11 protein-coding genes are annotated in these 12,152 nt (G+C 63.1%); 4 read left to right on the top strand and 7 right to left on the bottom strand.

Annotation, left to right across the window (positions count from 1 at the left end; translation table 11 throughout):
- Positions 1-38 precede the first annotated feature (38 nt).
- The gene (locus ACX3OZ_RS13190) at positions 39-851 is read left to right on the top strand and encodes an exodeoxyribonuclease III (protein WP_459094079.1); all 813 of its coding nucleotides are present in this window, start codon (positions 39-41) and stop codon (positions 849-851) included.
- A gap of 128 nt (positions 852-979) precedes the next feature.
- On the opposite strand, the gene ACX3OZ_RS13185 is transcribed toward ACX3OZ_RS13190, so the two are convergent.
- From ACX3OZ_RS13185 to ACX3OZ_RS13175, 3 genes are all read right to left on the bottom strand, one after another.
- Entirely contained in the window at positions 980-1,435 is a 456-nt protein-coding gene (locus tag ACX3OZ_RS13185; RefSeq protein WP_459094080.1) for a Crp/Fnr family transcriptional regulator, read from the bottom strand.
- Positions 1,436-1,638: 203 nt separating this feature from the next.
- Positions 1,639-2,322 carry a response regulator transcription factor gene (locus ACX3OZ_RS13180; RefSeq protein ID WP_459094081.1) on the bottom strand — a complete coding sequence of 228 codons (684 nt, stop codon included), beginning with the start codon at positions 2,320-2,322 and terminating at the stop codon, positions 1,639-1,641.
- A gap of 147 nt (positions 2,323-2,469) precedes the next feature.
- Entirely contained in the window at positions 2,470-3,162 is a 693-nt protein-coding gene (locus tag ACX3OZ_RS13175) for a YggS family pyridoxal phosphate-dependent enzyme (protein WP_459104661.1), read from the bottom strand.
- 129 nt (positions 3,163-3,291) lie between these two features.
- On the opposite strand from ACX3OZ_RS13175, the gene leuS reads away from it, so the two are divergent.
- Genes leuS through holA form a run of 3 tightly spaced genes read left to right on the top strand, consistent with a single transcriptional unit; the run spans position 3,292 to position 7,419 of the window.
- A complete protein-coding gene (gene leuS / locus ACX3OZ_RS13170; protein ID WP_459104660.1) occupies positions 3,292-5,910 on the top strand; it encodes a leucine--tRNA ligase in 2,619 nt (872 codons plus the stop codon).
- Complete coding sequence (locus ACX3OZ_RS13165) at positions 5,897-6,397, top strand: hypothetical protein (RefSeq protein ID WP_459104659.1); 501 nt, start codon at positions 5,897-5,899, stop codon at positions 6,395-6,397. Before leuS ends, ACX3OZ_RS13165 begins: the two co-directional genes overlap by 14 nt.
- A complete protein-coding gene (holA, locus tag ACX3OZ_RS13160; protein ID WP_459104658.1) occupies positions 6,397-7,419 on the top strand; it encodes a DNA polymerase III subunit delta in 1,023 nt (340 codons plus the stop codon). The genes ACX3OZ_RS13165 and holA overlap by 1 nt, the downstream gene beginning before the upstream one ends.
- 431 nt (positions 7,420-7,850) lie before the next feature.
- Here holA and ACX3OZ_RS13155 read toward each other — a convergent pair whose 3' ends face one another.
- Genes ACX3OZ_RS13155 through mnmG form a run of 4 tightly spaced genes read right to left on the bottom strand, consistent with a single transcriptional unit; the run spans position 7,851 to position 12,071 of the window.
- The gene (locus ACX3OZ_RS13155; protein ID WP_459094086.1) at positions 7,851-8,726 is read right to left on the bottom strand and encodes a ParB/RepB/Spo0J family partition protein; all 876 of its coding nucleotides are present in this window, start codon (positions 8,724-8,726) and stop codon (positions 7,851-7,853) included.
- A 10-nt stretch (positions 8,727-8,736) separates the two neighbouring features.
- On the bottom strand, positions 8,737-9,537 hold the full coding sequence (locus tag ACX3OZ_RS13150) for a ParA family protein (RefSeq protein WP_459094087.1): 801 nt from the start codon (positions 9,535-9,537) through the stop codon (positions 8,737-8,739).
- A 24-nt stretch (positions 9,538-9,561) separates the two neighbouring features.
- Positions 9,562-10,209 carry a 16S rRNA (guanine(527)-N(7))-methyltransferase RsmG gene (gene rsmG, locus ACX3OZ_RS13145; RefSeq protein WP_459094088.1) on the bottom strand — a complete coding sequence of 216 codons (648 nt, stop codon included), beginning with the start codon at positions 10,207-10,209 and terminating at the stop codon, positions 9,562-9,564.
- Positions 10,209-12,071 carry a tRNA uridine-5-carboxymethylaminomethyl(34) synthesis enzyme MnmG gene (gene mnmG, locus ACX3OZ_RS13140; protein WP_459104657.1) on the bottom strand — a complete coding sequence of 621 codons (1,863 nt, stop codon included), beginning with the start codon at positions 12,069-12,071 and terminating at the stop codon, positions 10,209-10,211. The genes rsmG and mnmG overlap by 1 nt, the downstream gene beginning before the upstream one ends.
- Positions 12,072-12,152 lie beyond the last annotated feature (81 nt).

Below are 12,152 nucleotides of genomic sequence, written 5' to 3'. Positions count from 1 at the left end.
CTTGGCGATAAGAAGGCCCCTTCAGCCAAAGGCAAAAAATGTCCGTCTCCATTGTCACCTGGAACATCAATTCGATCCGCCTGCGCCTGCCCATGGTGCTGGAATTCATCGCCCAGCACGCGCCGGACGTGATCATGTTTCAGGAGATCAAATGCCAGGACGATCAGTTTCCGCGTAATGCCTTCACCGAGGCTGGCTATCCGCACCATGCCGTGCATGGGCAGAAGGGCTATCACGGCGTCGCCATCGTCAGTAAATTCCCGCTGACCGATGTGTCGAGTCGGATGTTCTGCGAAATCCCCGAATCGCGCCACATCTCGGCGTTGACCGATTTCGGCCATGGCCCGGTGACGCTGCATGATTTTTATATCCCGGCAGGCGGCGACGAGCCGGACCCCGAGATCAACCCCAAATTCAAGCACAAGCTGGGCTTTCTCTCCGAACTGACCAGCTGGTTCAACGAGCCGGTGTTCCAGCGCGGCCATCTGATTGCCGGCGACTTCAACATCGCGCCGCATGAAAATGACGTGTGGAGCCACAAGCAGTTGCTCAAGGTCGTCAGTCACACCCCGATCGAAACCGAAGCGCTCGACGCCATTCTCAATGGCGGCCATGGCTGGGTCGATCTGGTGCGCAAGCACGTGCCCTATGACCAGAAGCTCTATTCCTGGTGGAGCTATCGCGGCAAGGATTGGGAAAATTCCGATCGCGGCCGCCGGCTCGACCATATCTGGTCCACCGCCGACATCGCCGAGCACTGCATCGGCACCGAGATCATCAAATCCTACCGCGGCTACGCCCCGCAGCCGAGCGACCACGTGCCGGTGATTGCACGGTTTAGTGGGGTTTAGGGGGCGCTACGCGCTCACAGATCGTCACCCTCGGGCCTGACCCGAGGCCACTGTACTGACTTCACATTCGGTAAGTGGAGAGCCCTCGGGTCGAGCCCGAGGGTGACGCGCAGTGGGTTGGGACGGCGTTAGCTGTCGTCCGCCTTCATCTTGCGCCGCACCGGCTCAAGCGCGCCGAGATAGTCTCCCAGATCGCGCTCGACCCGCGCCACGGCACGTTGCGCCAGTTCGGGGGATTGCTGCACCAGCTTGAGGAAAGCCGTGCGCGGCACGAATAGGGCGGTGCATTCGGTAACGGCGGAGATGCTCACCGGGCGGGGCTTGGCCAGGATCAGCGCCATGGCTGACACCACGCTGCCGGGCTCGGCAATGGTGTAGGGCTTGCCGCTGTCCGGCTTGGCCTTGAGCGTGCCGTCGACCAGCACATAGGCGCCCTCGGGCACCGCGCCGGCCTGATACAGCACGGCATCGGGGTCGAACCGGCGCAGATCGCCGGCAAAGGCCAGCATGCGCCGCTGCTCGTCGTCGCAAATATCAAAAAATTCGGCCTGGGCCAGCGCCTCGGCCGCATCGTCCCTGATCATATGCCCAACCCGGATACGCCAACGGCCCCGCCAGTGCGGAGCCGTCTCATCCTATAGGGCATTTGTCGCGATTTTGTACCGGCTTTTGTGCCGCTCCCCCGATTAGAGCAAGGTGCGAAAAGGTGGGGACCGGCTTTTCGCAAATAACCTTGCGGCAAAAAACCGAGAGCCGGCGATTTGATTTAGTCAAATCGCATAAGGCTCTACGGCACCAACCGATAGCCGCCCTCTTCGGTGACCAGCAGCCGCGCATTGGAGGGGTCGCGCTCGATCTTCTGGCGCAGCCGATAAATATGGGTCTCCAGCGTGTGGGTGGTGACGCGGTTATTATAGCCCCACACTTCCTTGAGCAGCACATCGCGGGTGATGGTTTTCGGCCCCTGCCGATAAAGATACTTCAGGATGGAGGTTTCCTTGTCGGTCAGGCGCACCTTGTTGCCGTCATTGGTCTCCAGCACCTTGGCCGCCGGCTGAAAGCTGTAATGGCCGATGGTGAAGACCACGCCCTCGCTCTGGTCGTGCTGGCGCAGCGCCGCATTGATGCGGGCCAGCAGCACGGGAAAGCGGAACGGCTTGGTCAGATAATCATTGGCGCCCGCTTCGAGGCCCCTGATCTGGTCGGCATCGGTGTCGTGCCCGGTCAGCATTAGGATCGGGCTCTGATAGCCCTCGCTGCGCAGCAGCTTGACCGCTTCGCGGCCATCCATATCGGGCAGGCCGACATCGAGAATCATCAGGTCGATATTGTGCTCACGCGTCGCCTTGAGCGCATCATTGGCGGTGCCAGCCTGCAGAATGTCGAACTCGGGATGGGTCTCGAGCTGTTCGACCAGGGTCTGGCGCAGGTCGGCGTCGTCGTCCACCAACAGGATGCGTCGCTTGATCATTGTTTTCTCCGGCCTTTTCGCGTCAGCCAGCCCATGAGTCACAAGATTGCGACCGGTTTTGGGCTAGGTGATCACAACGGCGTCATTGCCCACAGCAACGATGCAGAGTGACCGGAAGTTGCACGCCAAATCGCCGTTATCGCGAATTCAGTCGCGCTTGGGCTCGGCCAGGGGTGGGCGACTGCCAAACAGCGCCGAGCCGACCCGCACATGGGTGGCTCCCATGGCGATGGCGGTCTCGAAATCGCCGCTCATTCCCATCGACAATTTGGCGACGCCGGCGGCCTGCCCCAGCATGGCCAATTGGGCGAAATACGGGCCAGCCGGCACCCCTTCGGGGGGGATGCACATCAGCCCCACCACATCGAGGCCATGCACGTCGCGGCAGCGGGCGACGAAGGCAGTCGCTTCGGCGGGGGTGATGCCGGCCTTTTGCGGCTCGAGCCCGATATTGACCTGCACGAAACAGGGCAGATTTCTGCCAGCAAGAGCCATCTCTGCTGCCAGCATGCTGGCAAGTTTCTCGCGATCGACGGTCTGGATCACGTCGAACAGCGCCACCGCCTCGCGCGCCTTGTTGGTTTGCAGCGGGCCGATCAGATGCAGTTCCACATCCGGATAGGCTTCGCGCAAAGCCGGCCACTTGTCCTTGGCCTCCTGCACCCGGTTTTCTCCGAACACGCGCTGCCCGGCGGCGAGGAACGGCTCGATCTCGGCGGCGTGAAAGGTCTTGGAAACGGCGACCAGTTCCACCTTTTCAGGCGGCGCGCCGAAGCGGGCCTGGGCGTGGGCGATGCGTGTGGTGATGTCGGCAAGCCTCTCGGCAGCGGCAGAGTCCATGCTTTCGCCCTGTTCCTGTTGACCTTGGTGGGGATTTCTGGTGATGGTCCGGTAGCCAAAATCCCCCATAAACGCAAGCAGCGCCGGACCTTTGTGCAGCTTCGCGACGAACATCCAAGGACAACAATAGTGAGCGGCGAACGCTACAATCCGCGTGAAATGGAACCCAAGTGGCAGCAGGTGTGGGACGATGCCCGCAGCTTTGTCAGCTCCAATGACGATCCGCGTGAACCCTACTACGTCCTCGAGATGTTCCCCTATCCTTCGGGCCGCATCCATATGGGCCATGTGCGCAACTATTCCATGGGCGACGTGGTGGCGCGCTACCACCGCGCCCGCGGCAAGAATGTGCTGCACCCCATGGGCTGGGACGCCTTTGGCTTGCCGGCGGAAAATGCCGCCATCGAGCGCAAGACCCATCCCGGCACCTGGACCCGCCAAAACATTGCCGCGATGAAGGCCCAGCTCAAATCCATGGGCCTGGCCATCGACTGGACCCGCGAAATCGCCACCTGCGAGCCGGAATATTACCAGCACCAGCAGTCGATGTTCATCGACATGATGGCGGCTGATCTGGTCACCCGCAAAAAGTCCAAGGTCAATTGGGACCCCATCGACATGACCGTGCTGGCCAATGAGCAGGTCATCGACGGCAAGGGCTGGCGCTCCGGCGCGCCGGTGGAGCAGCGCGAGCTGACCCAGTGGTTCTTCAAGATTTCCGACTATGCCGAAGAGCTGCTCGAAGCGCTGGACGGGCTGACCGACTGGCCCGAGAAAGTGCGCATCATGCAGCGCAACTGGATCGGCAAGTCCGAAGGCCTGCGGCTGCTGTTTGAAGTGCAACCCAGCGCGCTGACCGCCACCACCAGCCTGGAAGTCTTCACCACCAGGCCCGACACGATTTTTGGCGCCTCGTTCCTGGCGCTGTCGGCCGACCATCCGCTGACCGCGCAGCTGGCCGCGAACAATGCCGAGCTGGCCGAGTTCGTCGCCGAATGCCATCGCCATGGCACGGCCACCGAAACCATTGAAAAGGCCGAGAAAAAGGGCGTGTTCACCGGGCTTCACGTGAAGCATCCGGTGTTGGACGGCGTCACCCTGCCGGTCTATGTCGCCAATTTCGTGCTGATGGATTACGGCACCGGCGCCATCTTTGGTTGCCCGGCGCATGATCAGCGCGACCTGGAATTTGCTCGTCGTTATGATTTGCCGGTGGTGCCCGTGGTGCTGCCTGCCGATGCCGACCCGGCCAGCTTTGCGGTGGGCGACGAGGCCTATACCGATGCCGGCACCATCTTCAATTCCGGTTTCCTTGACGGCCTGTCGATCGACGCCGCCAAGAAGGCCATTGCCGCGCACTTTGCCGCGCTGACGGTCGACGGCAAGCCGCAAGGCGCTGTGGAGGTCAATTATCGCCTGCGCGACTGGGGCGTGTCGCGCCAGCGCTATTGGGGTTGCCCGATTCCGGTGATCCATTGCGAGGTCTGCGGCACCGTGCCGGTGCCCAAGAAGGACCTGCCGGTGGTGCTGCCCGAAGATGTCACTTTCGACAAGCCGGGCAATGCGCTGGACCATCACCCGACCTGGAAGCATGTGAACTGCCCCCAGTGTGGTGGCGCGGCGCGGCGTGAAACCGACACCATGGACACGTTTGTCGACTCGTCCTGGTATTTCACCCGCTTTACCGCTCCGCACGCCGCCACCCCGACCATTCCCGAAGTGGCCAATCGCTGGCTGCCGGTGGATCAATATATCGGCGGCGTCGAGCACGCGATTTTGCACCTGCTGTATTCGCGCTATTTCACCCGCGCCATGAAGGCCACCGGTCACGTCGGCGTCGACGAGCCGTTCAAGGGGCTGTTCACCCAGGGCATGGTGACCCACGAGACCTATAAGTCGCCGAGCGGCGAATGGGTGCAGCCGTCCGATATCGTGCTGGAGGCCCAGGGCGAGACCCGCACGGCGCGCCATCTGCAATCGGGCGAGAAGATCACCATCGGCTCCATCGAAAAGATGAGCAAATCCAAGAAGAACGTCGTCGATCCCGACGAGATCGTCGCCACCTATGGCGCCGATACCGCACGCTGGTTCATGCTGTCGGATTCGCCGCCGGAGCGTGACGTGCAGTGGACCGAGGCCGGCGTCGAAGGCGCCAGCCGCTTCCAGCAGCGCGTCTGGCGGCTGGTCGGCGAAACCATCGCCTTGGTGAAACAGTCTGCCGAGACTGTTCGCGTTTCGGACGACGATGAGGGGCTGGCGCTGCGCCGGACCGCCCATCGCGCCGTGCATAATGTGGCCGCCGAAATCGAGGGCCTGCACTTCAACCGCGCCGTCGCCCAGATCTATGAACTGACCAATGCGCTGGTCCGCTCGGCCGGCATTGCCTCGGCCGCGCCTGCCGCCCGCATTGGCGCGCTGCAGGACGGCGTGGAGCGGCTGATCCAGCTGATTGCACCGATGATGCCCCATCTGGCCGAAACCTGCTGGCAGGCCCTGGGCAAGACCGGGCTGGTGGCCGATGCGTTGTGGCCCGAGGTCGATCCGGCGCTGCTGGTCGACAACACGGTCACCATGCCGATCCAGATCAATGGCAAGCGCCGCGGCGAGATCGCCGTGGCCAAGGGCACCCCGGCGGCCGAAGTTGAGCAGCTGGTCTTGTCTTTGGACGAGATTGTCCGCATTCTGGACGGCAAGCCGCCCAAGAAAATCGTCATCGTCCCGGACAGGATCGTCAATGTTGTGGTCTAGGCTCTTCCGCCCCATCGCCATGGCCGGCGTCCTCTTGGGCGCTGGCACCATGCTGGGCGCCTGCAGCTTTACCCCGGTCTATGGCGGCACGACGGCCGCCCAGCCGGCCTTGAGCCTGGCCTATGCCAAGCCCGCCAGCCGGTTGGAACAGATCATCTATCAGGAGCTGGCGCTGCGCTTCGGCAGCTCCGACGCCGAGACGGCACGGCTTGCCATGGTCACCGCCAGCGCCTCGGCCGTGGCGATCGGCCTGTCGGCGACGGCCAATCCCTATAAGCTCACCCGCGTCACGGTAACGGCCACGCTGAATATCAGCGATCGCGACGGCACCAAGCCGCTCAGCATCACCCGCCACGCCAGCGCCGACTACACCACCAGTGATCAGGTGCTGGCCAATCAGGCGGCCGCCACCGAAGCCGGCGAGCGCGCCGCCAAGGCCGCCGCCGAATCGCTGCGGCTGGGCCTGCTCGCCGCGCTCAGCCGCTGATGACGGCGCTCAAGGCCCATGAAGTGGCGCGCTTTCTGGCGCGCCCCGATCTGAGTGAAGGCATTTTCCTCGCCTATGGCCCCGATGCCGGCCTGGTGCGCGAGACAGCGCAGCGGCTGATCCGCCAGTTGAGCGGCGACGACCCCGAAGCCGCCAGCATCGTGACGCTGGATGGCAGCGAGGTAGATGCCGACCCCTCGATTCTGGCGGTGGAAGCCCGCACCATGTCGCTGTTTGGCGGCAAGCGCATCATCCGGGTGCGCGGCGCCGGCAAGTCGCTGGTGATGACGCTCACCGATCTGCGTGACAATCCCCCCGGCGCCGCCATCGTGCTCGAGGCCGGCAATCTGCTGCCTCGCGACGCGCTGCGGGCGCTGGTGGAAGCCGACAAGAATGGCCGCGCCCTGCCCTGCTACCCCGATAGTGACGAGACGCTGCAGGCGCTGATCCGCGAGAATTTCAATCAGCACGGCATTCGCGTCGACGCTGACGTGGTGACCACTCTGCGCGAAATCCTCGGCAATGACCGCGAAATCACCCGGCGCGAGCTGGAAAAACTGACGCTCTATGCCGCCGCCAGCAAGCAGCTCACCCGCGATGACGTGCTGCTGCTCTGTGCCGACAACGGCATGCTGGTGATCGACGCCATTCTCGACGCCGCCGGCGGCGGCCACGCCGAAAAGCTGGAGCTGGCGCTCAATCGGGCGCTGTCATCGGCCGTCGATCCGCAGCGTCTGCTTGCGATGTGCACCATCCATTTCGCCAATCTGCGGCGTTGGCGCGTCGAAGTCGATGCCGGTAAGCCGCCCCGCATGGTGCTGGAAGGCCAGCGCCCCAAGCCGCATTTTTCGCGCATCGGCGCACTCGAACAGCAATTGCGCCTGTGGTCCGACGCCGCTTTGGCGACTGCCTCGGCGCGCATTCTGCAGACCACCGCCGACAGCCGCCGCCGCCCGGCTTTGGCCGACGCCGCCCTGCGTCGCACAATGCTGGCCATCTGCATGATGGCCGCCGCGCATTAGCGCCATGGCCGTCGTGGTGCCATCCTCCCCCGCCGGTAAAAACGCGATGTCACCCCGGCCTTGAGCCGGGGCCCATCTCCCGATCTCGTCGGCGGTCCCATCTCAGGATGGGTCCCGGCTCAAGGCCGGGATGACACGGTGGGTGGGCAAACGCCGGAGTCATGTTTCACGTGAAACGCTGGGCGCAGATTTTAAGTTTGACCGTCATTGCCGGGCTTGTCCCGGCAATCCAGCGTCCTCCGGCCACTCCATGGACCACCCGAACAAGTCGGGTGGTGACGGTGCGGGGAGATCGGGGCATGGTTTCACGTGAATCCATATCGTCGCGTGGCCGTTATTGCCGCCAAGCCACCTCGGCGCACCGCGCAAAAAAACACCACCCGGTATTACCCGGATGGTGTGATGTGCAAAACAGCAAAACCCAAAAAAACCTAGTTCTGGTAACCCGTTAGCTTGAGGCAGATGCCGTCGAGCTGTTCCAGCGTCTTGTAGCGGATTTCGAGCTTGCCGCCGCGTTCGCCATGCGCCAACGACACCGACAGCCCCAGCGCATCAGCCAGGCGGCGCTCCAGCGCCACGGTATCGGCATCGCGCTCGGTCGCGGCGCCAGCCACCGGCTTCTTGCCGGCGATCTCGCGCTGCTGGCTCAAAGCCTCGGCCTCACGCACCGACAAGCCGCCGGAGACGATCTGCCGCGCCAGGGCGGCCGGATCTTCGGCGGTGATCAGGGTGCGGGCATGGCCGGCGGTCAGGGTGCCGCTGGAAACCATGCTGCGCACGTCCTCGGGCAGACGTAGAAGGCGCAGTGTATTGGCGACATGCGAGCGGCTCTTGCCGATCACCTGCGCCAGATCCTGCTGGGTATAATCGAACTGCTCGATCAGCTGCCCATAGCCCATCGCTTCTTCGAGCGGATTGAGATCGGCGCGCTGTACGTTTTCGATGATGGCGAGTTCGAGCGCTTCCTTGTCGTCGACATCGCGGACAATCACCGGCACTTCATGCAGGCCCGCGCGCTGCGCCGCGCGCCAACGGCGCTCACCAGCGATGATCTCGAAAATATTGGGGTCTTCGCTCGGCCGCACCAGCAAGGGCGACATCACGCCCTTTTCGCGAATCGAATTGGTCAGCTCTTCGAGCTGCTCGTCATTGAAGGTGCGGCGCGGATTGGCCCGGTTGGCCATGATGAACTCAACCGGCAGTTTCTTGACGCCGCCCGATTCGGTGACGCGTGCGCCCTCGACAATGGCCATATCGCCGATCAATGCTGCCAGCCCGCGACCGAGCCGTGTGGGTTTGTCGTTCATATCCGGGCTCCTATGCCGCGTTGAGCTGCCGCTCACGGCGGATCACTTCGGTTGCCAGCCGGAGATACGCCTGGCTGCCGGCACATTTCAAGTCATACAACAGCGCCGGCTTGCCGTAAGACGGCGCCTCGCTGAGCCGCACATTGCGCGGGATCACGGTGTCATAGACCAGATCGCCCATTTCCTGGCGCACGTCCTGCAACACCTGTTCGCTGAGATTATTGCGCTTATCGAACATGGTCATCACCACGCCCTGGATCGACAGGCGCGGATTCAGCGTCGAGCGAATTTGTTCAATAGTTTGAAGCAGTTGGCTCAGGCCTTCCAGTGCAAAAAACTCGCATTGCAGCGGCACCAGCACCGCGTCGGCGGCCACCAGCGAGTTGATCGTCAGCAGGTTGAGCGAGGGCGGGCAGTCGATGAGGATATAGCTCACCGGCTTGTCATTAATGCTCAGCTCGCCGAGCAGCTTGAAGGCGTCGCGCAGCTTGAAGGCGCGGTCGGCATGGCCGGCAATGGTCAATTCGACGCCCAGCAGATCCATCGTCGAGGGGACAATGGCCACATTGGGCACGCTGGTCATGATTGCCGCCTGCGCCACGGTGGCTTCGCCGACCAGCAGATCATAGGACGACACATCGCGATCGACGCGCGAAATGCCCAGACCGGTGGAGGCGTTGCCTTGCGGGTCGAGGTCGACAATCAACACGCGTTCGCCAATGGCGGCCAGGGCCGTGGCAAGGTTGATGGCTGTCGTGGTCTTACCCACGCCGCCTTTTTGATTGGCCAGTGTCAGGATACGGGGCGCCACTATCGGCCTCCAGCTCGTTTGCCGCTAACTAACTGTTTTCGCACGCAAATTCGTGAGCGTGAGCAGGACACCTTTATCGTCGGTATCACTCCCGGTTACTAACACGTTAAAGTCCCAAAGCGTAGCGGCTTCGGTGACTTCTTCAACATGTTCCCTGCCTTTATGCAGGATGGCCCGGCTGGTCTCGGCAAAAAACGGCTGCATCCAGCCGCAAAGCGTCGGCAAAGCCGCCAGTGCGCGGGAGGTTATGACATCCGGCGCCGGTGTTTCACGTGAATCAATCTGATCGCTGCGGCGGCCGTCCACCGTCACCGAAAGCCCCAATTCCCGCGCCACAGTGCGCAGAAAGCTGACCTTGCGGCTGGTGGGTTCAACCAAAGTGAAGTGGTGATTCGGCCCCTTGAGGGCGATGGCCAGCGGCAGGGCCGGGAAACCGCCGCCGCTACCGAGGTCGAGGAAGCGTTTGTCACTCGCGGTCAGCAGCGGCAGGATTTGCAAACTATCGGCAAAATGCCGTGACCACACCGCATCCAGTGTTTCACGTGAAACAAGATTCTGTACCGCCTGCCACTTCTTCAGCAGTTGAGCATAGGATTCCAGATCACGGCCCACCTGGTCGAGGGGGCGGCTGAAATGTGGGGCATAGGCGGCAATGGCCGCGAAATCAGCCATTAACTCGCCTTACGCAGATCGCCGCGGCGCACCACGGCCAGCAACAGGGTGATCGCCGCCGGCGTCATACCATCCAGCGCCTGGGCCTGGGCAATGGTTTGCGGCCGGTGCTGCGCCAGCTTTTGCCGCAGCTCGATCGACAGGCCGGGCACCTCGTCATAGTCCAGGCTATCGGGAATCGGCTTCTGCTCATCCCGCCGCACCGCCTCGATGTCACGGCGCTGGCGGTCGAGATAGACCGCATATTGCGCGTCGACCACCAGTTGCTCCATCACGGAGGCCGGGATGTCGGCGATTTCGGGCCACAGACGCGCGGTGTCGGCTGGCGTGACGTCGGGATAGGACAGCAGATCAAACGCCGTGCGGGCTTTGCCATCTTCATTGACGGCGATGCCGGCCTTGCGCGCGACATTGGGTGTAGCGCTGAGCCGTTGCAGCAGTGCCCTGCCCTCGGTCAGCTGCTGCGCACGGGTGCCAAACATGTCCTTGCGCTCACCGCCAACCAGACCGGTCTCAATGCCCAGCGGGGTCAGCCGCTGGTCAGCATTGTCGGCGCGCAGATGTAGGCGGAATTCGGCGCGCGAGGTGAACATGCGATAGGGTTCGGCCACGCCGCGCGTCACCAGATCGTCGACCATGACGCCGAGATAGCTGTCGGTGCGCGAGAGAACAATCGCTTCGTCATTGTTCACCGCACGCGCGGCATTGGCGCCGGCCAGCAAGCCCTGCGCACCGGCTTCTTCATAGCCGGTGGTGCCATTGATCTGTCCGGCGAGATAAAGGCCCGGCTGCTTCTTCAGCTCCAGGGTGGAACGCAGTTCGCGCGGGTCGACGTGATCATATTCAATGGCATAGCCATACTGAATGATGCGGACATTTTCCAAGCCCGGCATGGTGTGCAGGAACGCATCCTGCACTTCGGGCGGCAGCGAGCTGGAGACGCCATTGGGATAGACGGTGATGTCGTCCAGCCCCTCGGGCTCGAGAAAGATCTGGTGGCTGTCGCGGTCAGCAAAGCGGACAATCTTGTCCTCGATGGACGGGCAATAGCGCGGGCCGCGGCTCTGGATGCGGCCGGAATACATCGGCGAGCGATGCACATTGGCGGCAATGATGGCGTGGGTTTCTGCCGTGGTCCGGGTGATGTGGCACGGCACTTGGCGGGTGGTAATGGCCGTGGTCATCGCCGAAAACGGCTCAGGCGGATTGTCGCCGAGCTGCTCTTCCAAGACGGCATAGTTGATCGAGTCACGGTCGAGCCGCGCCGGGGTGCCGGTCTTGAGGCGACCGAGGCGCAGGCCAAGGGCTTCCAGCCGCGTCGACAGGCCGAGCACCGGCTTTTCGCCCAGGCGGCCCGCCGGATAGCTGGTTTCGCCGCTATGAATCAGCCCGCGCAAAAACGTGCCGGTGGTCAGCACCACAGCCTTGGCGCCAATGCGGCGACCGTCGAGCAGCCGCACACCGCTGACCAGGCCATCGGTGACTTCGATGTCGTCGACCTCGGCCTCGATCACATCGAGATTGGGCTGGGCCAGGATCGCTGCTTGCATCGCCTTGCGATAGAGGGTGCGGTCGGCCTGGGCGCGCGGGCCACGCACGGCCGGGCCCTTTCGGCGATTGAGCACGCGGAACTGAATACCGGCCTGATCAGCGACGCGGCCCATCAACCCATCCAGCGCATCGATCTCGCGCACCAGATGGCCCTTGCCCAAGCCGCCGATGGCCGGGTTGCAGCTCATGACGCCAATGGTATCAAACTTGTGGGTGATCAATGCGGTCGGCACGCCCAGGCGGGCCGAGGCAGCAGCGGCTTCGCAGCCGGCATGTCCGCCTCCAACAACGATGACGGCATAGTCAGTCATGGTCTAAACTCCAGACCCGCTCAATAGGCCAATGTTTCACGTGAATCAATTCTTGGCCGATCACGCCTGCCATGCGGGTCG

It is taken from the genome of Devosia sp. A369, from assembly GCF_054489345.1.
This window is presented reverse-complemented; position numbering and strand designations above follow the sequence as displayed.

What these genes read in the sequence shown, in the direction of transcription:
- ACX3OZ_RS13190 (WP_459094079.1), top strand. Translation starts at nt 39, where the DNA reads ATGTCCGTCTCCATTGTCACCTGGAACATCAATTCGATCCGCCTGCGC.
- ACX3OZ_RS13185 (WP_459094080.1), bottom strand. Translation starts at nt 1,435, where the DNA reads ATGATCAGGGACGATGCGGCCGAGGCGCTGGCCCAGGCCGAATTTTTT.
- ACX3OZ_RS13180 (WP_459094081.1), bottom strand. Translation starts at nt 2,322, where the DNA reads ATGATCAAGCGACGCATCCTGTTGGTGGACGACGACGCCGACCTGCGC.
- ACX3OZ_RS13175 (WP_459104661.1), bottom strand. Translation starts at nt 3,162, where the DNA reads ATGGACTCTGCCGCTGCCGAGAGGCTTGCCGACATCACCACACGCATC.
- ACX3OZ_RS13165 (WP_459104659.1), top strand. Translation starts at nt 5,897, where the DNA reads ATGTTGTGGTCTAGGCTCTTCCGCCCCATCGCCATGGCCGGCGTCCTC.
- holA (WP_459104658.1), top strand. Translation starts at nt 6,397, where the DNA reads ATGACGGCGCTCAAGGCCCATGAAGTGGCGCGCTTTCTGGCGCGCCCC.
- ACX3OZ_RS13155 (WP_459094086.1), bottom strand. Translation starts at nt 8,726, where the DNA reads ATGAACGACAAACCCACACGGCTCGGTCGCGGGCTGGCAGCATTGATC.
- rsmG (WP_459094088.1), bottom strand. Translation starts at nt 10,209, where the DNA reads ATGGCTGATTTCGCGGCCATTGCCGCCTATGCCCCACATTTCAGCCGC.
- mnmG (WP_459104657.1), bottom strand. Translation starts at nt 12,071, where the DNA reads ATGACTGACTATGCCGTCATCGTTGTTGGAGGCGGACATGCCGGCTGC.